The organism is Pseudofrankia coriaricola, from assembly GCF_001854805.1.
Taxonomy (GTDB): Bacteria; Actinomycetota; Actinomycetes; order Frankiales; family Frankiaceae; genus Pseudofrankia.
The window spans coordinates 135,485-160,302 of sequence record NZ_MBLO01000036.1 but is presented as its reverse complement, the minus strand read 5'-3'; the positions used below and the strand labels follow the sequence as shown (position 1 = coordinate 160,302).

Annotated in this window: 21 protein-coding genes; 8 read left to right on the top strand and 13 right to left on the bottom strand. The window is 71.0% G+C overall.

What is annotated here, in order from left to right; genetic code table 11:
- Positions 1 to 247 precede the first annotated feature (247 nt).
- The 11 genes from BCD48_RS07000 to BCD48_RS06950 form a co-directional block, all read right to left on the bottom strand.
- Complete coding sequence (locus BCD48_RS07000; RefSeq protein ID WP_071047465.1) at positions 248 to 913, bottom strand: zf-HC2 domain-containing protein; 666 nt, start codon at positions 911 to 913, stop codon at positions 248 to 250.
- Complete coding sequence (locus tag BCD48_RS06995; protein ID WP_198543128.1) at positions 910 to 1,413, bottom strand: sigma-70 family RNA polymerase sigma factor; 504 nt, start codon at positions 1,411 to 1,413, stop codon at positions 910 to 912. Before BCD48_RS06995 ends, BCD48_RS07000 begins: the two co-directional genes overlap by 4 nt.
- A gap of 492 nt (positions 1,414 to 1,905) precedes the next feature.
- Complete coding sequence (locus BCD48_RS06990) at positions 1,906 to 2,970, bottom strand: alpha/beta hydrolase (protein WP_241841565.1); 1,065 nt, start codon at positions 2,968 to 2,970, stop codon at positions 1,906 to 1,908.
- Positions 2,971 to 3,206: 236 nt separating this feature from the next.
- Positions 3,207 to 5,021 carry a flavin-containing monooxygenase gene (locus tag BCD48_RS06985; RefSeq protein WP_071047464.1) on the bottom strand — a complete coding sequence of 605 codons (1,815 nt, stop codon included), beginning with the start codon at positions 5,019 to 5,021 and terminating at the stop codon, positions 3,207 to 3,209.
- A gap of 29 nt (positions 5,022 to 5,050) precedes the next feature.
- Positions 5,051 to 6,727 (bottom strand): FAD-dependent oxidoreductase, encoded by a 1,677-nt coding sequence (locus tag BCD48_RS06980; protein WP_071047463.1) that lies wholly within the window; start codon positions 6,725 to 6,727, stop codon positions 5,051 to 5,053.
- 164 nt (positions 6,728 to 6,891) lie between these two features.
- Positions 6,892 to 7,830, bottom strand: a complete 939-nt coding sequence (locus tag BCD48_RS06975) for a 3-carboxyethylcatechol 2,3-dioxygenase (protein ID WP_071047462.1) — start codon at positions 7,828 to 7,830, stop codon at positions 6,892 to 6,894.
- Complete coding sequence (locus tag BCD48_RS06970) at positions 7,787 to 8,344, bottom strand: MarR family winged helix-turn-helix transcriptional regulator (RefSeq protein ID WP_071047461.1); 558 nt, start codon at positions 8,342 to 8,344, stop codon at positions 7,787 to 7,789. Before BCD48_RS06970 ends, BCD48_RS06975 begins: the two co-directional genes overlap by 44 nt.
- A gap of 26 nt (positions 8,345 to 8,370) precedes the next feature.
- The gene (locus tag BCD48_RS06965) at positions 8,371 to 9,621 is read right to left on the bottom strand and encodes an amidohydrolase family protein (RefSeq protein WP_071047460.1); all 1,251 of its coding nucleotides are present in this window, start codon (positions 9,619 to 9,621) and stop codon (positions 8,371 to 8,373) included.
- A gap of 173 nt (positions 9,622 to 9,794) precedes the next feature.
- Complete coding sequence (locus BCD48_RS06960) at positions 9,795 to 10,763, bottom strand: quinone oxidoreductase family protein (protein ID WP_071047459.1); 969 nt, start codon at positions 10,761 to 10,763, stop codon at positions 9,795 to 9,797.
- A complete protein-coding gene (locus tag BCD48_RS06955; protein ID WP_071047458.1) occupies positions 10,763 to 11,122 on the bottom strand; it encodes an EthD domain-containing protein in 360 nt (119 codons plus the stop codon). Before BCD48_RS06955 ends, BCD48_RS06960 begins: the two co-directional genes overlap by 1 nt.
- 37 nt (positions 11,123 to 11,159) lie before the next feature.
- The gene (locus BCD48_RS06950) at positions 11,160 to 12,317 is read right to left on the bottom strand and encodes an acyl-CoA dehydrogenase family protein (protein WP_071047457.1); all 1,158 of its coding nucleotides are present in this window, start codon (positions 12,315 to 12,317) and stop codon (positions 11,160 to 11,162) included.
- Between the two features lie 173 nt (positions 12,318 to 12,490).
- On the opposite strand from BCD48_RS06950, the gene BCD48_RS06945 reads away from it, so the two are divergent.
- The 6 genes from BCD48_RS06945 (at position 12,491) to BCD48_RS06920 (ending at position 18,530) form a co-directional block, all read left to right on the top strand.
- A complete protein-coding gene (locus BCD48_RS06945; protein ID WP_071047456.1) occupies positions 12,491 to 14,461 on the top strand; it encodes an alpha-ketoacid dehydrogenase subunit alpha/beta in 1,971 nt (656 codons plus the stop codon).
- Between the two features lie 108 nt (positions 14,462 to 14,569).
- Positions 14,570 to 15,853, top strand: a complete 1,284-nt coding sequence (locus BCD48_RS06940; RefSeq protein WP_071047455.1) for a cytochrome P450 — start codon at positions 14,570 to 14,572, stop codon at positions 15,851 to 15,853.
- Between the two features lie 61 nt (positions 15,854 to 15,914).
- A complete protein-coding gene (locus tag BCD48_RS06935) occupies positions 15,915 to 16,109 on the top strand; it encodes a ferredoxin (protein ID WP_116271445.1) in 195 nt (64 codons plus the stop codon).
- Positions 16,102 to 16,935, top strand: a complete 834-nt coding sequence (locus BCD48_RS06930) for an enoyl-CoA hydratase-related protein (protein ID WP_071047453.1) — start codon at positions 16,102 to 16,104, stop codon at positions 16,933 to 16,935. Before BCD48_RS06935 ends, BCD48_RS06930 begins: the two co-directional genes overlap by 8 nt.
- Positions 16,932 to 17,711, top strand: coding sequence for an SDR family NAD(P)-dependent oxidoreductase (locus BCD48_RS06925; protein ID WP_083418272.1), 780 nt, complete (start codon positions 16,932 to 16,934; stop codon positions 17,709 to 17,711). The genes BCD48_RS06930 and BCD48_RS06925 overlap by 4 nt, the downstream gene beginning before the upstream one ends.
- A gap of 15 nt (positions 17,712 to 17,726) precedes the next feature.
- Positions 17,727 to 18,530: an SDR family NAD(P)-dependent oxidoreductase gene (locus tag BCD48_RS06920; protein ID WP_083418271.1), complete on the top strand. Its 804-nt coding sequence runs from the start codon at positions 17,727 to 17,729 to the stop codon at positions 18,528 to 18,530.
- A gap of 82 nt (positions 18,531 to 18,612) precedes the next feature.
- On the opposite strand, the gene BCD48_RS06915 is transcribed toward BCD48_RS06920, so the two are convergent.
- Positions 18,613 to 19,317 (bottom strand): TetR/AcrR family transcriptional regulator, encoded by a 705-nt coding sequence (locus tag BCD48_RS06915; protein WP_071047452.1) that lies wholly within the window; start codon positions 19,315 to 19,317, stop codon positions 18,613 to 18,615.
- A gap of 221 nt (positions 19,318 to 19,538) precedes the next feature.
- Here BCD48_RS06915 and BCD48_RS06910 point away from each other — a divergent pair, with 221 nt between their 5' ends.
- The gene (locus BCD48_RS06910) at positions 19,539 to 20,588 is read left to right on the top strand and encodes a cyclase family protein (protein WP_071047451.1); all 1,050 of its coding nucleotides are present in this window, start codon (positions 19,539 to 19,541) and stop codon (positions 20,586 to 20,588) included.
- 626 nt (positions 20,589 to 21,214) lie between these two features.
- Here the strand turns inward: BCD48_RS06910 and BCD48_RS06905 are convergent.
- Complete coding sequence (locus BCD48_RS06905; RefSeq protein WP_071047450.1) at positions 21,215 to 22,915, bottom strand: serine/threonine-protein kinase; 1,701 nt, start codon at positions 22,913 to 22,915, stop codon at positions 21,215 to 21,217.
- 91 nt (positions 22,916 to 23,006) lie between these two features.
- Here BCD48_RS06905 and BCD48_RS52090 point away from each other — a divergent pair, with 91 nt between their 5' ends.
- Entirely contained in the window at positions 23,007 to 24,803 is a 1,797-nt protein-coding gene (locus BCD48_RS52090) for a protein kinase domain-containing protein (RefSeq protein ID WP_083418270.1), read from the top strand.
- Positions 24,804 to 24,818: the final 15 nt, after the last annotated feature.

Below are 24,818 nucleotides of genomic sequence, written 5' to 3'. Positions count from 1 at the left end.
GGCTGTCCCGCCGCCGCGCACCAGCCGCGGCGGGACGCGCTCACTCGCCGATCGGCCGCGCGGGCGGCCGATCGGCGAGTGAGCGCTCACCGGAGTCGCGGCCGTGTCCTTCGGTAGCCCCCTCGCCCTGCACGCGCTGACGCTGCCTACGCACTCTGGTGGTCGTGGACGCGTCCTTTCCACGACCGCCAGCGGTGCGACGGGGGAGGCCTCGGCGGATGCGGCTCTGGACAGCCAGCGTGCGGCTCTAGACAGCCAGGGTGAGGATCGCCGTCCCGTCCGGCTTGGTGATGTTCACACTCGAGATCTGCTCGGGCGTCAGGGCTGTGCCGCCGGTGAGGGAGACCTTCCGCCCGGGATCGAGCCGCCAGCTGCCCGCGTCGTACGCGTCGCCGTCGGCGTCGTACGCGACCAGCTTGTACTCGTAGCCCGGGGCAACGGAGACGTCGGGCCGATACCAGCAGGTCAGGTCGATCTCGGTGCCCCACTGGGTGGCCCGCAACGCGACGGTGGCGCTGATCGGGCTCGCGACCAGCGCGGTCATGGCCCGTGGCGCCGGCGTCGCCTGGCCGTTCGGTGGCACGGCGGTGACGACGACGGCGGTCAGGCTCGCCGCCGCGACCAAGCCCAGGCCGGCGGTGAGCCAGCGCCGACGGGTCCGTTCCCTGCCGGCGACGCGCAGCAGCCCGGGCAGCAGGGTGTCGGGAACCGGTTCGACCGAGGCGCCTGCCGGCTCGGCGAAGGCGCTTTCGTCGAGGCCGGCCAGCAACGGCGGAACCCCGACGATCTCGGCCACATCGGCCTGGCACCGCGGGCAGGTCGCGAGATGGGCCTCGAAGCCGGCCCGCTCCGCCCGATCGAGCCCCCCGAGCACGTAGGCGGCGTCGAGGTGAGCGTACGGATCGGCGCTCATGCGACACCTCCCAGTTCGTCGATGGCCAGCCGCAGCGCCCGCAGCGCGAAATGGGTGCGCGACTTCACCGTGCCCGGCGCGATCCCCAGGGCCTGCGCCGCCTGGCCGACCGAGCTGCCGCGGAAGTAACACTCCCTCAGCACGTCCCGATGCTCCTTGGACAGTCGGCGCAGCGCGGCCGCCACCAGTTGGCGGTCGACGACGTGCTCGGCGGGGTCGTTGACCGGCTGCTCGGGAACGCGGTCGGTCACGGTCTCGTGGCGGCTGCGGGCTGCGCGCCACTCGTCGATGGTGATGCGTCTGGCCACGGTGAACAGCCACGGCCGCGGCGAGCCGCGAGCAGGGTCGAGCACCCGCGGGTTGCGCCAGGCGCGCAGCAGGGTCTCCTGCACGATGTCCTGAGCCCGGGTCCGGTCGCCGCCGGTCAGCCCCAGGACATAGGTCCACAGCGCGCCAGCGTGCTGGTCGTGCAACGCGCGCAGCAGGTTCTCGTCGCTCACGCCCTCCTCCGGACCCGACCGCCCGCCGTCCCGCGCGAGCGCGCGACTCACCAGCCGGCCCCGTCCTGAAGAACCCTGCCGCCCATTCCCCTTCACACGTAAGCCAGGGGCATTCGGTTCAACGGCGCGTCCGACTCGACCAGGGGCCGCGGCGCGGCCGGCGCCGGTACCTCGACCGGCAGCCTAGAGGGCCAAAGGGCGTGCGAAAATGATCTTCCTTCGCACGCCCGGCGGCCGTTGTCCCCAGGATCACTAAGCGGCGGGCGTGAGGGCGGTGGCGAGGTACGAGATCCGAGGATCAGTCTCGATCGCCCACGCCCGCACGCCCGGCGGACCTCGGTGGCGGGTGCTCTGGCACTGGCGGCCTCGCCGCGCGCGGGCCCGACTGCGGAGGCGACGTCCGACCTGGCCTGCGTCGTGCGCGAGACGTAGGAGCGTGCAGGGCATCGCCGCGAACGTCTCCGCGCGGCGCAACTCCCGACGAGCGCGCGACTACCCGGCAGGGGTGAAGGCGGTGGCGAGGGCGGTGTAGACGTCGCGGAGGAGCTGGGCGGTGCGAGGCGTCTTCGGGACAGCGCCGAAGCCGCCGTGGATGACGCCTGGGTAGACGTGTAGCTCGGTCGGGACGCCGGCGCGGGACAGGCGGGCGGCGTAGTCGAGGTTCTCGTCGATGAAGGCGTCGACGTCGCCGACGCAGAGGTAGGCGGGCGCGAGGCCGGTGAGGTCGGTCGCGCGGGCCGGCGCGGCGGTCGGCGGGACGTCGTCGCCCGCGAGGCCGCCCAGGTAGGCCTCCCAGCTGAGCCGGTTGGCGCGCAGGTGCCAGAGGCCCCAGTGGCCCGGATCCTGGATCGCGCGGATCGACGGGGTGAGCTCGCGGTCGTCGAGCATGGGGTAGATGAGCATTTGCAGCGTCGGCTGGGCGCGGCCGGTCTCGCGTAGCCGGAGGCAGAGGGCGGCGGCGAGGCCCGCGCCGGCGCTCGCGCCGCCGAGGACGAGGCGTTCCGGGTCGACGCCGTATGCCGCCGGGTCCTCGACGAGGCGGCGCCAGACCGTGTCGGCGTCGTCGAGGCCGGCAGGGTACGGGTGTTCCGGGGCCAGCCGCCAGTCGACGGAGACGACCGCGCAGCCGAGCTCGATCACCATGCGGTCGAGGCGGTCGTCGTTCTCGTCCAGGTTGCCCATGATGTAGGCGCCGCCGTGCAGCCAGACCAGGCACGGCAGCGGCGCGGCCGGGTCGCCGTCGGCTGGGTGCGGGTCGGCGTCGGATCCGGCCGGGCGGTACCAGCGCACCGTGACGTCGGGACGGCCGTCGACGCCGGGGATCTTCTCGTCGAGACGGGTGACCTGTGGTTTCGGCGGCGCCGGGGGAGCGGCGATCGCCCCGTAGGAGGCGCGGATCGTCTCGACGGAGGTCAGGTCCCAGCGGGCCAGCCGGTCGAGGACCGCCACCGTCCCGGGCTCCACGCGCGCGGTCACCTTGATGGCGGGACCCGGCGGACCTACCGGGGCGTCGTCCTCGGGCACCGTGGCCTCGGGCACTGCGTCGTCCTGGGGCACTGCGTCGTCCTGGGGCACTGCGTCCTCCCGTCGGTGGGTGATCGCGACTTACGTGTCGTCGCGGTCGCGGTCGCGTTCGGGGCTGGAACGCGACCCAGACCTCCCAGATCGCTTACCTCCCCGATCGGCTCCGCCGATCGAGCAGGGACCCTGTCGCCGATCTGGCAGGAACCCCGGACGACACGTGCCTGGTGATCACCGCGGCTTCCGCGGCGCGGGGCCTGACGTTTCGGCCGTCAGGACGCGGTCGACCCGTCAGGCCCGGGTCGGCTCTCCGGGTCGACCGGCTCGATGCCCTCCTCGATGGCCTTGATGAGCAGGGCCATGAAGCGGGTGTAGAAGCGGGCCATGCGGATGAAGCCGGTGCCGAACCAGAGGCCGGGCTGGGCGGAGCGGCGCCAGGTGTTCGCGTACTCGCCGTCGGCGGCGCGGCCGTAGGCCTTGTCGATCTTCTCGGCGGCCGCGCCGAGCACGGGCTGGAGGTGGCCCCAGAACTGGTGGTAGCCGGTCGCGAAGACGATGAGCTCGACGTCGTCCATGGTCGTGCCGTCGGTGAAGGTGACGGTCTTGCCGTTGATCTCGGCGAGTTCGACGCCCTGCTTGAGTTTCACCCGGCCGTCGGCGATCAGTTCCGAGGCGCCGATGTCGATCTGGTAGGCGTCGCGGCCGGACATGTGCGCGCCGATGATGCCGGTGCCGTCCGGTCCCCACTCGAGCTTGAAGCCCTGGGCCTCGAGCCGGTCGAGCAGCGGGCGGTCCGCGGCGGCGGCTTCCTTCACGAGTCGTTTGTTCAGCTCGTCCACCCGCACGTTGGGCAGCGAGTAGGTCATCTGGTCGGCGAAGTCCGGGGTGTAGGGCATGTCCTCGGTGAACAGCGTCGACCAGTAGCGGTGGTAGGACTCGTAGGTGACGACGTAGGTCGCGCCGCGCTGCACCATGGTGACGTCGGCGTCGTGCTCGTAGAGGTCGTGGGCGAGCTCGTGGCCGCTCACCGCGGCGCCGACCACCAGGACCTTCTTGCCGGGGAAGTCGGCGCCGTTCTGGAACTCGTCGGAGTGCGTCCAGATGCCCTGGTAGGTCTCCAGCCCCTTGATCTGGGGAACCCTCGGTGCGCCGAACATCCCGCCCGCGACCACGAAGTGCCGCGGGCGCAGCTCCTGGATCGACCCGTCGCCGCGCCGCACGTGGATGGACCAGCGCTGCGTCTCGTCGTCGTACCGGCCGCGCAGGAAGGTGGTGGAGGTCCAGACGTTGACGTCCATCAGCGTCGCGTAGGACTCGATGAAGTCCGCGAACTTGTCCTTCGGGGTGTGCGCGGGCCAGTTCGGCGGCAGCGGCATGTACGGCAGGTGGTCGCCGTAGACGGTGCTGTGCAGCGCGAGCGAGGCGTAGCGCCGGCGCCACTGGTCGCCGATGCGCGCGTCCTTGTCGATGACGAGCGTCGGGACGTCGAGGGCGCCGAGCCGGGCCGCGATCGCCAGGCCGTTGTGGCCCGCGCCGAGAACCAGCACCGCCGGGTCCTCGTCGGCGAAGGAGGTCTCCTTGGCCCGGTCACTCGACCAGCGGGTGCGGCCCTCGACGATGCCGTAGACCTTCCCCTCCCGGCGGTGGTGGCGGATCTGCTCCGGGTGCTCGGCCAGGCTGATGACCTGCGTCTGCAGCGTCACCGCGCGGAATCCGTCCTCGCCGGGGACGAGCAGGACGTACGCGCGGTCGACGCGGTCGGAGGTGGTGAAGTCGAAGAAGGCGTTGATGCCCGCCTCGGTGGCGACGGGCGCCTGCTCTTTGTTGGGCGCGAAGTCGGCGGCGCGCCATTCCTTGGCGAGCTCCAGGAACCGCGGCACGGTCTCGTCCCGCCCGACGGTGTGGTGGAAGTCCCAGGGGAAGGCCATGAAGTCGCGCCAGGTCGCGTCCTCGGTGAACAGGTTCGCCAGCGCGGACTCGGAACCGTCGTGGACGGCCGCCGCCAGGTCGGAGACCCATCCGGCGAAGATCTGCGCGGCCTCCTGCGCCGTGACCTCCCCGAAGGTGCGGTCAACCGTCTGCGTCATCGTCTCTCCTACCTCAGCCATTGCCGATCTCAGCCATTGCCGACGGAGTCGGTCGCGCCACTTGGGACAACGGCGCGGTCGCGCACGGCGGCGCGGCCGGCGTTTCGGCCCCACACCCCGGCGACCGCGAGGGTCGCGCCGGCGCCGCCGTAGACCATGCCGGTGGGGCTTGCCATGACGTTGCCGGCGGCGTAAAGCCCGCCGATCACGTCGCCGTCGACGTCCAGCACGCGCCCCTCGCCGTCGGTGCGCGGGCCGCCCTTCGTGCCGAGCAGCGACGACTCGACGCGGACGCCGTAGAAGGGCGCGGTCTCGACCGGCCCCAGCGTCGAATGGGGCGAGTCGGGGTCCAGCGTCGTCCTGCCGCCGGGAAACCGGTCGAACGCACTCTCGCCGCGGCCGAAGTCGGGATCGACGCCGGCGCGGGCGTGCTCGTTGAACGCCGCGACGGCCGCCTCGACCTGTTCGGCCGGAAGGCCGAGCTTTCCCGCCAGCTCGCCGAGGCTGTCCGCGCGGGTCACCCACTCCGGCACCGTGGCGCCGGGGCCGCCGCCCAGGACGCCGAAGCGGTCGACGGTCGACTGGTCGAAGATCAGGTAGCTGGGCAGGTTCGGGTACTCGAAGCGGGACGCGTCCAGCTCGTGGAACGCGCCGCCGAAGGCGTTGTAGTTGGCGGCCTCGTTCGCGAACCGACGGCCGTACCCGTTCACCATCACCGACCCGGGCAGCGCCCGCTCCCGCGAGGCCAGCAGCCCGTTCGCGCCGCCGTCGCGGCGCACGCCCGGGAAGCTCACCGCCGGGGCCCACCAGGCCTCGCGCATGTTGCCGAGCTGGGCACCGAGGCGCATCGCCATCCGCAGCCCGTCGCCGGTGTTCGTCGGTGCCCCGATCGCCCGGGTGAGCGGCCCGCGCAGGAAGTCGCGGACGAGCTCCGGATCGTACTCGAAGCCGCCGGTGGCGAGCACGACCGCGCCGGCCGACACCGCTCGGACACCCGTGGAACTCTGGATCTCGACGCCGGTGACGGCTCCGTCCGTCGTCAGCAGGCGCAGCCCTCGGGAGTCGGTGAACACCTCGACGCCGCGGCGTAGACAGGCTCCCAACAGGCCGGCGACGAGGCCGCGGCCGAGGCCTTCGGCGCCCGTCTGGTCGCGTCTGGCGAGCTCCGCCGGTGGGAGCACGCCGGTGCCGCCGCCCAGCGGCGTCTCCCGGATGAGTAGCCGGCTCGGGGTGCCGGCGATGCGGTCGGCCCACTCGCCGAGCTCGGCCAGGCTGACGAGGCCGACCTCGATCGACCGCCCGCCGCCGGGCAGGCCGCCCGGCCGCTCGGGGTGGTAGTCGGGGTAGCCCTCGACGAGCTGGAAACGTAACTCGGTGTGCTGGTGGATGAAGTCGACGTACTCGGGACCGCCGTCGACGAGCGCCTCGGCGAGCTCGGGCAGGATCATCCCGTTGGACAGGCTGGCCAGGTACTCGAGGCCACGCGCACGCGAGTCGTCGACGCCCAGCTCGCGGGCGGGCTGGTTGCCGGGGATCCAGACCGTCCCGCCGGACAGCGCGGTCGTGCCGCCGACCAGCTCGGCCTTCTCGAAGACGGCGACCCGCGCAGCTCCCTCGACCGCCGCGGCGAGCGCGGCGGTCAGCCCCGCCGCACCCGAGCCGAGAACCACGACGTCGTATCTCACGACGTCAGATCTGTTGTGCATCGCACGCCCCTACCGCCGCGGACCGCGTCCACAAATCTCGCGCACGAGATCTCCCATAGGAGATCATGTGCAGATAATGCACGATCCCGTTCTAATAGTGCAGCAGACGGAGATTACCTTTGGTGGTCGGACCGAGGCAAGACCTCGTCGGCTCGGGCGGCAGCTCAGCCGGTGGGCAGCGCGGTGGTCACGGCGAAGCCGGCGATGTACTCGGGGATCGCGCGGTAGTAGCGGTAGCCGACCTCGTACGGCCCCGCCGCCGCCAGCGCCGCGTAGGCGGCGATCCAGGTGCGGATCTCGTGCGCGCCACCGCCGTGGGCGCCGATCTCGTCGTTGCTCCAGCCGTCGAGCTCGGCGAGCTTGCCCGCCCCGAGCAGGTCGAGGAACGCCTCGTCCCACTCCGGGGTCAGCGGTAGCCGGTCGCTCGTCCCGGCGGCCAGCCGCTCACCCTCGGTGACGGCGCCGGTGTGCTTCCGCTCCGCCTCCTCGGCCGTGAGCGGCCGGCCGGAGACGAGCCGTTCGGCCACCGGCGCGGGAGCGGTGTCGAGCGCCGGCACCGGCGGATCATGCGAGATGCCACCCGAGCCGACGAAGAGCACCCGCTCGTCGCGGGCCGCGAAGAACTGCCCGATCGCCGTGCCCAGCGCCCGGGACCGCGACAACGGCCCGAGTGGCGGCGCCGCCGCGTTGATGAAGACCGGGATGACCGGCCGCGCGTCCAGGGAGCCGAACAGCTCACGCAGCGGCTGCGCGGTGGAATGGTCGACCTCCATCTGATGCGAGACCGGCAGGTCGACGCCCGCGTCGAGGACGGCGCCGGCGAGCTCGCGCGCGAGCGCGCTCGGCACCGCCAGGTCCCCGGCGAGGCTGGAGTAGTCGCCGATCGCCCGGGCCGCGACGCCCAGGCAGAACGGCGGCATCTGGCGGTAGAAGAAGCCGTTGAAGTGGTCCGGGACGAAGATGACGACGACGTCGGGGTCAACGGCGGCGACGAAGTCGCGGGCCGTGTCGAGCGCCCCCGTGACGTCCGCCTCCAGCTCCGGGCGCTGCGTGGTGATGTCAAGCAGGGGACTGTGCGACATGCAGCAGAGCGCCAGCGGCATCGGTTCCTCCGTCCTCCTGGGCGTCTCCCCAGGCGTGGCGCATCTTCGCGAAGACCGAGACCAGCGCCCGCGTCTCCTCGGTGGTAAGCCCGAGCTGGGAGAACAGCTCGGAGTTCAGCCGCCGGATGGCGGTGCGGGTACGGGCTCGGCCGATACGGGTGGCCTGGGCGAGGGTGATCCGGCGGTCGGTGGGGTGCGCCCGCCGCTCCAGATAGCCCTGCTTCTCCAGCTTGTTGACGAGGTTCGTGACGCTGGCCTGGTGCAGCTGCAGCGCCTTCGCGAGGTACGACAGCGGCACCGCGTCCTCGTTGAAGTACAGGACGACGAGCACCTCATAGCGCGCGAACGACAGCTCGACGGGAGCGAGGATCTCGTCGGCGCGCGCCATGAGGAGCTGGTGTACCCGCAGCAGTGAGGTAACCGCGATCATGCCGTCGGCGGTGTCGTCCCAGCCCTTGTCGACCCACAGGTCGTACGCGGCCTGGATCGGATCGCGGTTCCACTGCTTGGGCACGTCGGTTCGGCTCGTCTCGTCTCGGCTCAGACTGTCGCGGGCTGCTTGAAGCCCATCACCTCGGCGATCGTGCCGCCGACGATCGCCTTGCGCTCCGCGTCCGGGACGCCGGCGAACTGCTGGGCGAGCAGCTCCTTGCTGCCCCGGAACGTACCCTCCGCGTGCGGGTAGTCGTTGCCCCAGATGATCGAGCTCACGCCGGTGATGTGCCGGGCGGCGACCGCGGCCAGGTCGTCGGAGAACGAGACGTGGAACTGGCGCTGCACGTACTCGCTCGGCATGAGCGGGTAGGGCCACTTCTCGTTGAGCAGGAAGATCCGCGCCATCGTGTCCTGGCCCTCGAGGGTCGGCGGGGCCTCGTCGTTCCACGAGCCGATCCACCAGTCGGTGTCCTGGCCGATGCCGGTCGTCCACGCCTTGTCCATGGCGCCGACGAGCGAGGACAGCCAGTGCGCGTTGAACTCGATCAGGTTGAAGTGCAGCTCGGGGTACCGCTCGGCCACGCCGGCGCCGATCAGGTCGCAGATCACTTTCTGCGGCGTGAGCGTCGACAGGACCGACTGGGTGTAGAGCCGCTCGGCGGCGGACTTCGCGGTCACCGGCTGGTTCACCTGCCGGGCGTTCTCCTTGACGACCCGCATCGTCGAGGACGACGGGTTCTTCATCTTCACGCCACCGGTCTGGGTGTGGAAGAAGATCTGCGCGCCGGCGGCGCGGGCCGCGTCCCAGACCCGGTCGAGCGCCGGGTCCCAGTAGGTCGTCGGCGGGATGCCGGGCAGCAACAGGGCCTTGAAGCCGGCGCCCGTCACCCGCTCGATCTCGGCGACGGCGTCGTCGATGTCCGTGAGCGGGATCGGGCAGGTCGGGGCGATGCGGTCCCGGTACGGCAGGAAGCGCTCGATGAGATAGCCGTTGTAGACCCGGGCGTGCTCGATCGACAGCTCGTGGTCGTCGGAGTACAGCCCGAAGATCGACAGGTTCGGGTGCATCACGCAGGCGTCGACGCCGTCGGCTTCCAGGTCCTCGACGATCGTCTCCGGGGCGCCGTCGGGCGTGCGGCCCGTGGTCTGCCGGTAGCGGGAGACCGTCCAGCCCTCGAAGCCGGGCGTGTGCAGCTTGCGGAAGACCTTCGCTCCGCCCTCGACGAGCGGCTCCTCGAGCTCGATGTCCTCCTCCCAGACCGCGCGGTCGCGCAGGTGGACGGGCATGCGGGTCTTGAAGAGGTCGATCGGCTCGAGGATGTGCCCATCGGCGGAGACAACGAAGTCCTTGGACATGCCACACCATCCGTTCGGGGTCGGCTGTACCGACCGGTCCATCAAGGTCTAGCCCGTCCGGATAGTTGGAGTCAATACCGTTTGAAGGCAAAGTATCTGTGGGGCACCCGCCTCCGCCGCGGCGGACGGCCCGGTCCGGCCGGCGCGGACCCGTCGCCGTTATCCGGGAGCAGCTACTCGGGGCGGGCGACGACCTTGCCGAAGACGTCGCCGTCCACCATGGCCCGGAAGCCGGCCCGCGTTTCGGCGAGCGGGATGACCTCGTGGATCGGCGGTCGCAGACCGTGGTCCGCGACCATCTTCACGACCTGTTCGAGGTCGTCGCGGGATCCCATCGTCGTGCCCACGATCCGCAGGTTGGCCAGATACAGCCGCTCGATGTCCAGGGGCGGGTTCGTTCCGGACGTCATGCCGGCGACGACGATCGTGCCGCCCGGACGCACGGCCTTCATCGAATGCGCCCAGGTCGCCGCCCCCACGGTCTCGATGACCGCGTCGACCCGCTCCGGGAGCCGCGCCCCCGGCTCGAACGCCGCGGCCGCGCCGAGCGCGACGGCGCGCGAGCGCTTCGCCTCGGACCGCCCCGTGACCCAGACGCGTACGCCGGCGGCGCGGCCCAGCAAGATCACCGCGGTCGCCACGCCGCCGCCGGCCCCCTGCATGAGGACCGTCGTGCCCGCGGTGGCGCCTGCCTGGACGAACAGCATCCGGTAGGCCGTCAGCCAGGCCGTGGGCAGGCAGGCCGCCTCCTCGAACGACAGCTCGGCCGGCTTGGCCACCAGGTTGCGGGACGGCACGGCGATGCGCTCGGCCAGGCCGCCGTCGTGGAAGTCCGACAGCATCGAGATCCTCGGGTCGAGCACCTCGTCGCCCGTCCAGGCGGGGTCGCCCACCAGTGCGTGCACCAGAACCTCGTTGCCGGCCTCGTCGACGCCGGCCACGTCCGAGCCGAGCACGCGCGGGAATGGCGCGTTCCTGGGCCCGTGCCCGCGCAGCGACAGGATGTCGTGGTAGTTCAGCGACGCGGCCCTGACCTCGACGAGGGTCCAGCCCTCGGGAACGGCCGGCTCCGGGTGGTCACCGACGCGCAATCCCGACAGCGGGTCGGCCTGGTCGGCCGCGGTGATCGTCGCGGCCAGCATCAGCGGCCGACCCCGAGGTTGGACTCCTCGGTGACGAGCACGTACCGCCTGCTCTTGTCCATGAAGTTCTCCTCGTCGTCGCGCAGCACCCCGCCCTCGTCGCCGAGGTACCAGCGGTTCCAGGTCGCGAGCCCGGCGCGGTCGCGGAACCCGATCTCGGTCACGCAGTCGTATGCCGTCTCGGTGGTGCCGCGGCCGAGCGCGACCGTGTGGTTCTGCACGTAGTGGATGATCGCGTCCGCCACCTCGGCCGGGATCACGCGCTGGAAGAGCGCCGCGTGCCGGTGCTCGTAGTACTCCCGGAACTCGCCGAGTGTCAGGTCCGGCCGGCGCTTGATCAGCGCGACGATCTTGATCATCGTGCGGGCCGGACCGTCATGGCGTACGTCTCGGCCGTCACGGCGTGCGTTTCGTGAGGTGCCGCGCGATGACGTTGCGCTGGATCTCGCTGGTGCCCTCGCCGATCTCCAGGACCTTCGCGTCCGCGTAGAACCGGGAGATCGCGGACTCGCGCACGTAGCCGTAGCCGCCGTGGATCTGCACGCTCGCGCTGGCCGCGCGGTTGGCGACCTCGGAGGTGTAGAGCTTGGCCATCGCTGCCTCCTTGGCGAACGGCCGGCCCCGGTCGCCGAGCCACGCGGCGCGGTACACCAGCGCGCGAGCGGCCTCGACCTCGGTGGCCATGTCGGCGAGCTTGTGGCCGATCGCCTGGAACCGGGAGAGCTTGCTGCCGAACTGCTCCCGCTCGTTCGCGTGCCGCAGCGCCAGGTCGAGGGCGGCCTGCGCGAGGGAGAGCCCGAGCGCCGCCACGCTGATGCGTCCGGCGTCGAGGACCTCCAGGAACTGGCGCAGGCCGTTTCCCTCCTCGCCGATCAGGTGGTCGTCGGGGATCCAGCAGTCGGTGAAGATGAGCTCGCGGGTGTCCATCGCGTGCCAGCCCAGCTTGCGCAGCGCGTTTCCCTTGGAGTACCCCGGGGTGCCGTCCGGGATGAAGAACGTGCCGAAGCGCTTCCTGCCGTCGGCCGACGTGCCGGTCGTCGCCAGGATCGTGACGCCGAGGCTGATCGGCGTGCCGGCGTTGGTGATGAACATCTTGGTGCCGTTGATCCGCCAGCCGTTCCCGTCGCGGACGGCGCTCGTGCGCACGGACGCGGCGTCCGAGCCGGCGGTCGGCTCGGTGAGACCGAACGCGCCCAGGTGCGTGCCGGTGGCCAGCGGGACGAGCCAGCGCTTCTTCTGTTCGTCCGTGCCGAAGGCGGCGAGCGGCAGCGAGGCGATCGTCGAGTGGGCGTTCCACGCGGCGGCGACCGACTGGTCCGCGGCGCCGATGGCCTCCATCACGGCGACGTAGGAGACATAGCCGGCGTCCGCGCCGCCGTACTCCTCGTCGATGAGCATGCCCATGATCCCCAGCTCGGCGAACCTGGGGAAGATCTCGGCCGGGAAGTACTCACGCTCGCTCCAGTCGGCGGCGTGCGGCTCGATCTCCTTGGCAGCGAACTCGCGACACACGCGCTGGAGGGCGAGCGTCTCCTCGGGGAGATCGAAGTCCATGACCGCTTCCCGTCGACGAAGGGTTGCATTTTTGGAACGAGCGGTACAAGAATGTCGCGTTGTCGCCCGATGTCAAGCGGTCGGCGGCGCCACCGGAGGCCTGGGCTCGGGCCAGGTCGCCCGAGGCTGGGCACGAGCCGGTGGCGCACGGGCCGGAAGGAAGGCAGCAGGCGTTGACGTCCACCGACGTGGAAGAGATCGGCACCGATCCGGCGACGCTGGGTGAGCTCTACCGGCGGATGCGCCTGATCCGGCGCTTCGAGGAACGGGCGTCGGTGCTGTACCGCGACAGCCAGATCCCCGGTTTCCTGCACCTGTCCATCGGCCAGGAGGCGACCGCGGTAGGGGCCTGCTGGCCGCTCGACGACCGGGACGTGATCACGTCCACGCACCGCGGCCACGGGCACTGCATCGCCAAGGGCCTCGACGTCACCGAGATGTTCGCCGAGCTGATGGGGCGCGAGACGGGAACGAACCGCGGCCGCGGCGGCTCGATGCACATCGCCGACCCGCGCAAGGGCATCTTCGGCGCGAACGGCATTGTCGCGGCGGGGCTGCCGATCGCCGCCGGCGCCGCCACCGCCGCGCGCCTGCGGGGGACCGGCGGCGTCGTCGTCGCCTTCTTCGGGGACGGCGCGGTGGGGCAGGGCATGTTCCACGAGGCCGTCAACCTGGCCGCCGTCTGGGACCTGCCGGTGATCTTCTTCTGCGAGAACAACCACTACGCCGAGTTCTCGCCCGAGTCCGACCAGCACCGCGCGTCGCTGGCCGACCGGGCCCGCGGCTACGGCATCGGCTACGCGCACGTCGACGGCAACGACGTCCTCGCGGTGGCGCAGGCGGCGTCGCGGCTGGTCCGCGACCTTCGGACCGGCGCCGGGCCGGTGCTCCTGGAGGCCGAGACCTACCGCTGGCACGGCCACTACGAGGGCGACCCCGAGCGATACCGGGACACGGCCGAGGTCGACACCGCCAAGACCGGCGATCCCCTGCTCGTGCTCGCGCGCCGGATGGAACCGGAGCAGGTCGCGACGATCGACCGGGACATCGACGAGCAGATCGAGAAGGCGGTGGCGACGGCGTCCGCCGCGCCCGAGCCCGACCCGGAGACGCTGTATCACTACGTCACCAGCCCGCGCGAGGCCGTCGCCGAGCCGCCCGAGCCGGCCGGCGAGATCTTCCGGACGATGGACGCGGTGCACGAGGCGCTGGACCACGAGCTCGGGCACGACCCGGACGTGTTCGTCGCCGGCATCGACGTCGGCGCCGGCGGCAACGTCTTCGGCCTCACCCGGGGACTGGCGGCGAAGTACCCCGGCCGCGTGCGCGACACGCCGATCTCGGAGAGCGCGGTCATCGGCACGGCCGTCGGTGCAGCGATGGCGGGCCTGCGGCCGGTGGTCGAGGTCATGTACCTCGACTTCATCGGCGTCTGCCTAGATCAGATCATGAACCAGGCAGCCAAGATGCGCTTCATGAGCGGCGGCGCGGTGAGCATGCCGCTGGTCATCCGCACCCAGTTCGGGGCGGGGCGCTCGTCGGGCAGCCAGCACTCGCAGAGCCTGGAGGCACTGCTCGCGCACATCCCGGGGCTCACGGTCGTCATGCCGTCCACCCCGGCGGACACCTACGGCCTGCTGCGCAGCGCCATCCGGGACCCGAACCCCGTGGTCTTCATCGAGAACCGGCTGCTCTACGGGCGCAAGGGGCCGCGCCCGGCGCCCGACGCGCTGATACCGCTCGGCAAGGCGGCGGTCCGCCGGCAGGGCACGGACGTCACGCTCGTGTCCTACTCGAAGATGGTGCACAACTGCCTCACCGCCGCCGAGCAGCTGGCCGGCGAGGGGATCAGCGTCGAGGTCATCGACCTGCGCACGATCGCGCCGCTGGACTACGAGACGGTCCTCGGGTCGCTGGCGAAGACCAACCGGCTCGTCATCGCGCACGAGGCGGTGACGCCGTTCGGCGTGGGCGCGGAGCTGGCCGCGGCGGCGGTGCGCGAGGGCTTCTGGACGCTGGACGCCCCGGTGATCCGGGTGGGCGCCCAGCCGACCCCGGCGCCGTACGCGCCGTCGCTCGAACGCGCCTGGCTGCCGGACGTCGAGCGGATCGCCGCCGCGGTGCGCGAGTCGGCCAGCGCGTAACCCGCGCGCCAGCGCACCACGCACCCAAACCCGAGCGCATCGAGACCCCAACGCACCCGAACGCCAAGCGCGACCGTACGCCGAGCGCGACCGAACCGGAGCAGCCAGATGACGGACCTGACGGACCTCAGCACGGTGAACTTCTTCCGCGACCAGGAGGTCGCGGTCGACCCCTGGGCGTACTTCAACTTCCTCCTGGCCGACCGTCCGATCTGGATCGAGCCGAAGTACGGCGTCGCGATGGTCTCCGGCTGGGAAGAGGCGCTCACGGTCTTCCGTGACCCCGACACCTTCTCCTCGTGCAACCTCATCGCGGGGCCGAGGCCGGCCTTCCCCGTCGAGATCAAGGGGCAGGGCGACGACATCAGCGAGCTGATCGAGGCGCACCGCGACGTGCTGCCGCAGAGCGACCAGCTCGTCACCTTCGACCCGCCGAAGCACACCGCGCACCGTTCTCTGCTGATGGGGCTGATCACGCCCAAGCGGCTCAAGGAGAACGAGGAGTTCATGTGGCGGCTGACCGACCGCCAGCTCGACGCGATCCTCGCGAAGGGCACGTGCGAGTTCATCAACGACTTCGCGCAGCCCTACACGCTGCTGGTCATCGCGGACCTCCTCGGGGTTCCCGAGGAGGACCACCCGATGCTGCTGCAGTCGACCGGGATCGGGGTCCTGCCCGGCGACGTCGACGGTAAGGACCTCGGCCACCACACCTTGGACCCGCTCTACGACTACTTCATCGAGCGCATCGAGCAGCGGCGTGCCAACCCCCAGGGCGACGTCCTCACCGGCATGGCGGAGGCGACCTTCCCCGACGGCAGCACCCCGGATTTGATCGACGTCGCCCGGATCGGCGCCAACATGTTCGCCGCCGGGCAGGAGACCACGGTGCGTCTTCTCGGCGCGTGCCTGCAGATTCTCGGGGACAACCCGGAACTGCAGCAGCAGCTGCGAGATGACCGGACGCTCATCCCGCGCTTCATCGAGGAGGCGCTACGGCTGCAGGGGCCGATCAAGAGCGCGTTCCGCCTGGTGCGCCGATCGACCAGCGTCGGTGGCGTCGACCTGCCCGCGGGCACCGTCGTCCTGCTGATGAACACCGCGTCCGGGCGGGACCCGCGCCAGTTCGAGAACCCGGACGCGCTGTGGCTCGAGCGCCCCAACTCGCGCCGGCACCTGGCGTTCGGGCACGGGGTGCACACCTGCCCCGGCGCGCCGCTGGCCCGGTCCGAGGTGCGCATCGTCCTCGAGCGGCTCTTCGACCGCACGTCCGCGATCACGATCTCCGAGGAGTTCCACGGGCCGGCCGGCGCGCGGCGCTACGCGTACATGCCCACCTACCTGTTCCACGGCCTGATGAAGCTGCATGTGGAGCTGACTCCCGTTGCCTGACATCAGCCATGCCGAGCGCCAGCGTGCGCATGGAGGAACCCGTGTGATGGGAGGAGTCGGAGTGCCTCGTGAGATCCGGATCGACCGTGACCTGTGCATGGGCTCCGGGCAGTGCACGATCTACGCGTCGGGCACCTTCGACCAGGACGACGAGGCGATCGCGGTTGTCGCCGATCCCGACGGCAACACGGAGGCGGAGCTCATGAGCGCCGTCAGTGGCTGCCCGACGCAGGCCATCTCGGTCGTCGATGTCTGACGCCACGTCGGGCGCCGTGTCCGACGCCGTGACCCAGACCGGGTCCGACGTCGTCCGCTACGAGGCGTCCGGCCACGTCGCGGTGATCACGCTGAACCGGCCCGCGGCGCGCAACGCCGTCAACCACGAGGTCGCCCTCGGACTGGAATCGGCGATCGACGCCCTGGAGAACGACCCGGACGTCTGGGTGGGCGTGCTGTGCGCCAACTCCGCCGGGCAGGCGCGCCCGGTGTTCTGCGCCGGCGCGGACCTCAAGGCGATCGAGGCCGGGCAGCTCGACTCGCTCATGACGGCCCGGGGCGGGTTCGCGGGTTTCGTGTTCCGCGAGCGCACCAAACCGATGGTCGTAGCCGTGGACGGCCTGGCCACCGCCGGGGGGCTGGAAATCGTCCTGGCCGCCGACCTGGTCGTGGCCAGCACTCGCGCGGCCTTCGGGCTCGCCGAGGTGAAGCGCAACCTCATCGCCTCCTCCGGCGGCCTGTTCCGGCTGCCGCGGGCGGTCGGCCGGGCGGTCGCCCTGGACGCGATCCTCACCGGCGAGCCGATCGACGCCGCGCGCGCGTTCGCGCTCGGCCTGGTCAGCCGGCTCGTCGAACCCGGTGAGGCGTTCGCCCAGGCGCTGCGGCTGGCCGAACAGGTCGCTGCGGCCGCCCCGCTGGCGGTGCGGGCCAGCCGCCGGATCGTGCGCGCCGCCGCGACCACCGACGACGACACGCTGCGGGCGATGTCCGACCAGGAGTTCAGGCAGCTGCTCGACTCCGATGACGCGAAGGAAGGGTTGGCGGCGTTCATCGAGAAGCGCTCGCCGCGGTGGAGTGGGCGATGAGTGACCGGATCGAGATCCCGCCGACGTTTCCGACCGTCGGCGACGTCCGTGGTACACGCGTGGTGCTGACCGGTGCCGGGCGGGGCCTTGGGGAGCTGCTCGCGCACGCGTTCTCCCGGGCCGGCGCGAGCGTCGCCCTGGTCGCGCGCACCGAACGCGATCTGAAGACGGTCGCCGACACCCTGCCCGGCCCGGTCCTGCTGTTCGGCGGCGACGTGCGCGACGCCGCGTTCAACGACGCGGTGGCCGACGGCACGGTGGAGGCGTGGGGCGGGGTCGACGCCTGGATCTGCAATGCCGGCATCTCCCCGGTCGTCGCCGGTCCGTTGAAGACCGATCCGGACGTCTGGCGTGACGTCATCGACGTCAATCTCACGGGGGCGTTCCTGGGCGCCCGTGCCGCCGCGCGGGTGATGACCGCGGGTGGACGCCTGATCTTCACCGGGTCCGTGCTGGGGGAGCGGCCGGCGCGCGGCCTGGCGGCCTACAGCGCGTCCAAGGCCGGCCTGGTGGCGATGGCGAAGGCGCTGGCGTTGGACCTCGCCTCGGCGGGGATCACCGTGAACGTGGTCGCTCCGGGCTGGTTCGACTCACCGCTCGCCGCCGGCTGGAAGAGCAACGACCGCCTCGAGCGGTCCATCCTCGACCACACGGCGCAGCAGCGCTGGGGCCGGCCCGGCGACCTCGCCGGGGCCTACCTGTTCCTGGCCTCCGACGCCGCCGACTTCGTCACCGGAGCCGTCCTCACCGTCGATGGCGGCTACCTACTCAAGTAAAAGGTAAGAGGTCAGATGTCCGATCAGCACGGCGTCATCGAGCAGGTCACCGAACAGGTTGTCTCTCGGCAGGGCGCCGCCGGGCGGCGGGTGGTGGTGCTTCTCGGCGCGGGCGGCACCCTCGGTTCAGCCCTGGCGCGCACGTTCGCGGCCGAGCCCGGCACCGACCTCGTCCTGGCCGATGTCAGCGAGGCGGCGCTGGCAGCGACGGTGGAGGGCATCGAGGGTGGCGACGCGAAGCCGGAGACCGCCGTCGCCGACGTCAGCGACCTGGCCCAGGTCGAGGCCGTCGTGCGCCTGGCGGTGGAGCGTTTCGGCCGGCTCGACGTCCTCATCAGCAACGCCGGCGTGCTCGCGCAGAACGGGCGCATCCACAACCTGACGACCGCGGACTGGGACCGGTCGTTCCGGGTCAACGTGCTGGGCGCCGTCAACGCCATCCATGCCGCCGTGGGCCCGATGCGCAAGCAGGGCAGCGGGTCGATCATCCTGACGGCCTCCGTGGCGGGAATGACCGCGTGGTCGCACTCGGCGCCGTACTGCGTCACCAAGGCCGGCGTTATCCACCTCGCCAAGGTCGCCGCCGTCGAGTACGCCCGCGACGGCATCCGGGTGAACGCTGTCTGCCCCGGCACCTTCCTCTCGGGAATGCACACGGAGCTCCCGCAGAACGCGATCGACGCGATCGCGGCGAAGCACCCGCTCGGCCTCGGCGCGGCCGACGACCTGGTCGGCGCCTACTCCTACCTGGCCAGCGATGCCTCGCGGTGGACGACGGGGTCGGCGATCGTCGTCGACGGCGGCTACGCCGCGCCGTAGCCGCCTCCATGCCGTAGCCGCCCCGGGCAGGCGGCGTCCTCGGTGCGCGCCGGGTGTGCGCGTCCGCCGAGACGCCCCTCGGCTACGCCGCGCCCTGGCGCCGCTTCTTCGCGCCGGTCCGCGCCGGGGGGACCGGCGGCGCGCTGGCCGTGCCCGGCGACGGCATGGCGACGGCACCGGTGGACGGCGCGGCCGAGATGCCGCGGACGAAGATGTCGGCGTACTGCGCCGCGAGGTCGGGCACGCCGACACGTCCGCCGGGGCGCAGCCACAGGTACGTGTAGTTGTGCATCCCCAGCCACGCCTTCGCCGCCATCGGCGGGTCGATGTCGCGGAAGTCGCCGGAGCGTTGGCCCGCCTCGAAGATGTCCTCGACGCGGATCTCGTAGTCCCGGCGCCGCCGCCGGAACGTCTCGGCGTTCTCGCCGGTGAGCGCCGGGAACTCGTGCAGGAAGACCCAGACGTGGTCGGGGTAGCGGTGGATGACGTCGAGGAGTTCGGTGCCGAGCTGCGCGAGCTGCTCGGGCGGGGTGCCCTCGGAGTTCGCCACCCGGTCGGCGCCGACCATCACCTCGTCCATCACCCGGTCGTGAATCGCGACGAGCAGCTGCTCCTTGGAGCCGATGTAGTAGTAGAGCGCGCCCTTGCCGACCTGGTTGGCCTCGCAGAGCTCGGCCGTGCTGGTGCCGTGGAATCCCCGCTGGGCGAAGACGTGCGCGGACGTGTCGATGATCGCCTGGCGGCGCAGCTCCCACTTGGCGCTACGCCGAACATTGACCTCCGTCATGGCCTTCGCCGTCGCTCCGTTCAGCTGTGTCGTTGGTGGCCAGGTGCGGGCCTGCGTCGTCCGAGGCCAGGTGCGGGCCTGTGCCGTTCGAGGTCGAGTCCGGTGTCGCCGCGTGCGTCTCCCCGCCGGTCAGGATACGCGGCCGTCAATTGTTGACCGATCGGTACAAGGCTGACTAGGTTCCCTGAGGCGGTGGCCGTCCCCGGTCTGAGGAGGGAACAGTGGCAAAACGCTGGAAGCAGCGTCCGCAGGACTCGACCTGGGGCGACTGGGGTGATGATGACGAGCTCGGCCGCATCAACCTGATCACGCCGGAGAAGGTGCTGGAGGGCGTCCGCGAGATCTCCGCCGGTCGGTCCTTCTCGCTGAGCCTCCCGCTCGACCTGCCTGGCGGCAGCTCGCTCAACCAGCGCCGCTACCCGCCGATCCTGCGGCCCACCGAGGACCTGAAGTACAAGCCCGACGTTTTCTACAACGTCGTCGCCCGCGACCAGCTCCACCACTCGTTCACCGACCTCTGGTCCGACGACCTGGTGACGCTCTGGCTGCAGTACTCCACGCAGTGGGACGCGCTGGTGCACCAGGGCGCGCTCTTCGACGCGGACGGCGACGGGGTCGAGGAGCCGGTGTACTACAACGGTTTCCGGCCCGGCGAGGACGTGATAGGGCCGCGGGAGGATGCCAAGGGCGACGGCAGCGGCAGCCTCAGCTTCGCCCGGCACCTCGGCCTCGAGCACATGGCCGCGCACGGCGTGCAGGGCCGCGCCGTCCTGATCGACCTCGCCCACCACCTCGGGAACACCGAGGAGTGGACCGCGGTCGGCTGGAAGACGCTGCGCGACATCATCGACGCCGACCAGGTGGAGATCCGCCCCGGCGACATGGTGCTTCTCCACACCGGGTTCGCCACCAAGATCCTGGAGTGGAACGGCAACCCCGACGCGTCGCGTATCCAGGCGATGTACCCCTACCTCGACGCGCAGGACGACGGGATCCTGCAGTGGATCCTCGACTCCGGGCTGTCGGCGCTCATCGCGGACAACTACGCCGTCGAAGGCTGGGCGCCCGCGAGCCCCGAGCCGCACACGCTGCTGCCGATCCACCACCTGTGCCTGTTCAAGCTCGGAGTCCCGCTCGGCGAGCTCTGGTACCTGCACGACCTGGCCACCTGGCTCCGCGAGAACAACCGCACCAGCTTCCTGCTCACCGCCCCGCCGCTGCGCCTCCCCGGCACCGCCGGCGGCCCGCTCACCCCAGTAGCCACCGTCTAGCCACCGTCCCGCTGACGTTCGCCCCTCGCTCCCGACCTCTTGATCACCGCCGACGTGTTGCCAGCGTCGTGATTCCGGCGGATTCGCGACGTCGGCAACACGTATGCGGCGATCTCTTGGGACGAGCGGTGGGCGCGGTGCTGGTGAGACGGGAGCGGTGCGTTCAGGCCGGGCCCCTTCAAGCCGATCTTCATGTCTGTCGATCTTTGCGGGTGTGGTGAAGGCCGGGATGCGCACCCGTCCGGCGATCGTCGACGTCTTCCGGGGGTGTGCCATCCGTTGATCGCGGACCGGGTACTGGGATCCGAACCGGCGAGGGCTCGGAGTTCGGATGCGGGTACCCAACTGGCGATCTTCGAGCTGCCGACCGGGCCAGCCTCGAACCCCTCCGCGGTCTCCCGGCGCTCCGGGCGGTAGTGCCGGGCGCCGAGAACGAGCGTGTCCAGCACGTCGAACGCCGTGACACGGGCGATGGACTGCCGGACGCCTTCGTCCAGATCGGTGATTGCCTCGACAGCCCATTCCGGCCTGATTCCGGCCTCGTGCTGAATGGCACGCCACTGCCGTTGGTGCGTGTGAGATTCTCCCCAACGAAGAAGAATGACCATAATACGGCGGTCGTCCTACTAGGGCGACGTCGGGGCGAATACCTGGGCTATCCTTGTCGCGATGGATTCGAAATCATCCACGGCGAATAACTCCTCCGACGCCACAATCTGCACGTCGATCCGGCCGGCCGAGGTGAGTACCTCGACGACGCTGCCGTCACGCCGGGCCGGTGCCCCACGCACCGGGTACAGGTTGGGGTCGCCGGTGAGCCTGTCGTCCTCCGCGTACCGCGCGATCAATACTCCTGGAAGTACCTTGGTCGCGCCGAACGGGTCATTGGGTTGCGGCCGGACACTGAATGTGACCCGGTAGCCGCAGCCGCCGTCAATCTGCGGCTCCGCGTCGGGCGACACATCCCAGCTCTCCAGGTATCCGGCGCCGGCGCTCCCGGCCTGCCCCAGGTCCGTCGCCGTCACGAGTCCACAGAGCGACGGCGGTGTATCACGCTTGTCCCATCCAAAGCCAAAATAGACTAATGCCGCTACCAGTGCGAGGAAGCCGCCCGTCGCCGCCACGAATACCAGCCACACAAGCAGGTTCCGTGCGGCGCCCAAGAAATAGGGCAGGTCACTGAGCGCGGGAAGCAGGGGAAGAGTGAACGACCTGCGGAGGGGCGGCGGCGGCTCGGGAACGGATGCGAGCCGCCGGGTGATCTCGGCGGTGACCGGCGCGGGCAGCCAGGTGGTGCCGTCCGCGCCCTCGCCTTCATCCTCGCCTTCATCGGCGGCGGCGGCGCCGGTCGGCTCGGAGCCTTCCTCTGCCCCGCGCCCGGACTCGTTCGCGGAAAGACTGCCGGTGGCTGACAGCGCCTCGAGCAACTGTTCCGGTGTGGGCCGACTGGCGGGGGCGCGGTTCAGGCAGGTGGCGATGAGAGCGGTGAGAGCCGGGTCGGTCAGCCGGTTCAGGCGGGGTTCCTCGTGGATCACCCGATAGAGCAGTACGGCGGCCGATCCTCGTCCAAACGGGCTCTCGCCGGTCGCCGCATAGATGAGCACCGCACCCAATGCGAAAACGTCCGCCGCGGGGCCGACCGGCGGATTCCCCACGCTCACCTGCTCGGGAGCCATGAAGCCCGGCGAGCCGATCGTCGCTCCTTTCCGGGTGAGAACCGTGGACTCAGAAGGGTGGGCGATGCCGAAGTCGATGACCCGCGGCCCGTCCACGCCGAGCATGATGTTTGTCGGCTTCAGATCTCGGTGAATGACTCCGGCCGCATGGATGGCGGCGAGTGCCTCGGCGAGCGCGGCTCCGAGGCTCCGCACCGCCGGTCCGGGCAGCGAACCGTGCGTGGTGACGGCTTCGTGCAGGGAGACACCTGGGATGAACTCCGTGGCCAGCCACGGGACCGGGCCGTCCGGGTCGGCGTCGACGAGCGCGGCGGTGAACGCGCCGCTGACCGCCCGGGCCGCGGCGACCTCGCGGCGGAAACGGGAGCGGAACTCGCGGTTGCCGGCGAGGTGTGGGTGAATCACCTTGAGGGCGACCGCGAGGCCACCGGCCGAGTACGCGAGGTAGACCCGTCCCATTCCGCCGGCGCCGATGCGCCCGGCAAGCCGGTACCTGCCGATGCGCGGTGGATCGACGGGCAGCAGCGGCTGCACATGCCCTCCCCGGATGCCGCCGGCCTCGGCGGGAAGGTTCGCGGCCTTGGTCGGCGCGTAACCGGCTGGCGGAAACCTCCGCCAGCCGGCCGAGACCGATGTCGCCGAGTCTGCCACAGTCGTCCTCCGCCAAGAGGCGGGTTACGGATCAGTCTTCACCTCGGACCACTATGATCAGTTGCAGGGTCACGCGCTGGACGGGAGAGCCGTGGAACTACTCCTCCCCGAGGATCCGACACAGGTGGGCCCCTACCGATTGGAAGCCCGCCTGGGCTCGGGCGCCATGGGGCAGGTGTATCTGGGTCGCTCGCCCGGCGGACGCCTGGCGGCGGTCAAGATGGTGCACGAAGAGTTTGCGAATGATTCCGAGTTTCGGTCCCGATTCGCGCGGGAGGTGTCCGCGGCTCGCGCCGTAAGCGGCGCGTTCACGGCGCCGGTGATCGACGCCGACCCGGATGCGCCGATTCCATGGCTGGCAACCGCCTTCCTCGTCGGGATCCCGCTCTCGGTGGCCGTGGCCAAGCGGGGACCACTGCCATCGTCATCCGTGCGGGTACTCGCCGGGGGCCTCGCCGAGGCGCTTGGTGTCATCCACGCCGCCGGAGTCGTCCACCGCGACTTCAAACCGTCCAACATCATGCTTGCGATCAACGGGCTGAGGGTCATCGACTTCGGCATAGCCCGCACCGTCGACGAGAGCAGGCTCACCCAGTCCGGTGTGGCCATCGGCTCCCCCGGCTATCTCGCACCGGAGCAGGCACTGGGCACCCGCGTCACCTTCGCGGCGGACGTCTTCTCCCTGGGCGCGGTGTTGGCCTACGCCGCGACCGGCGCCAACCCGTTCGGTCGCGGGGCGAGCCACGAGCTGCTGTACCGCATCGTCCACTCGCCACCGGCCCTGGACGGAATCGCCGACGCGGACATTCGTAGGCTGGCCGCCGCGTGTCTCCACAAGGATCCCACTCGCCGGCCGACACCAGCCGAGGTACTCGACCGGCTGGATCCCGGTGACGGACTCCTGACGCCGGAGTCGGGGGCGTCGGCCGACGGGACGCAGGCCGACGCCTCCGATGACATCGAATGGCTGCCGGCGGCAGTCGTCGACGACATCGAGCGGGCGGCCGTACGGATGCCGGCCGCCGACCTGGCGGCTGCCCTCGCCTCAGAGGTCCTGGACTCCGCCGGCCCAGGGCCTGAGGCGCCCACGTCCGAGGGCTGGTGGCGGTCGTTGGGCACCCCGGAGGCGAGGAGCCACCGGACCGGAGACACGACGGCCCGGAAACCGCGCTCCCGGGCCGTCGCCATCATGATCATTCTGGCCGTGGTCGCCGTGGTCACGGCCGTGGCCGCTACCTGGCTCGCCGTCGTCAGGTCCGCGCCGGCGGGCGGCGAGCCGACGACAGCACTCCCAGGGGTCGCGACGCCGACCAGTCGGCCAACATCGAGCCCGCCGGCCGCGGCACGCACTCCGGTGCCCACTCCCACCGCCACGTCGTCTCGCCCCGAACCGGCGGCGCTCCCGCTCGGCACCGACGCCATCGGCGTCTACTCCGAGGTCAGCCCGTCCGCCGCCGGGCCGGTGGGAACCACCCTCGTTCTCACCGTCCGTGACGTGCGAACATCCCCGACGCTCCGGCTCGCGAACGGCGCTGTCTCCGCCGCGCGCAAGGGCATGTGGATCGTCGCGTCGGTACGCGTCCAGGCCACGCAGTGCACCCGGAGCTCCTTCTCGCTGCTGGCGTTCTCAGCTGGCCCGCCAACCGGCCGAATCCTAGGCCTGATGTCGATCGGCGGTATGGAGAACCCGTTCGTCGTGCCGGCTGGTTTTCCGTCAATGTTCTTCCCGTTCCCGTCAACGGCGTCATCCGCCAGCGATCCGAACCAGAACTGCGCGACCGCGACGGCGGGTGCCGACGGAGTGGTCCTGTTCGACGTGGCTCCCGGCACGAACTCCATCAGTGCCGTGGGACCGAGCAATGCCCAGGACTTCTACTGGCAGTGGTAGTCCCGGGCGCACGCG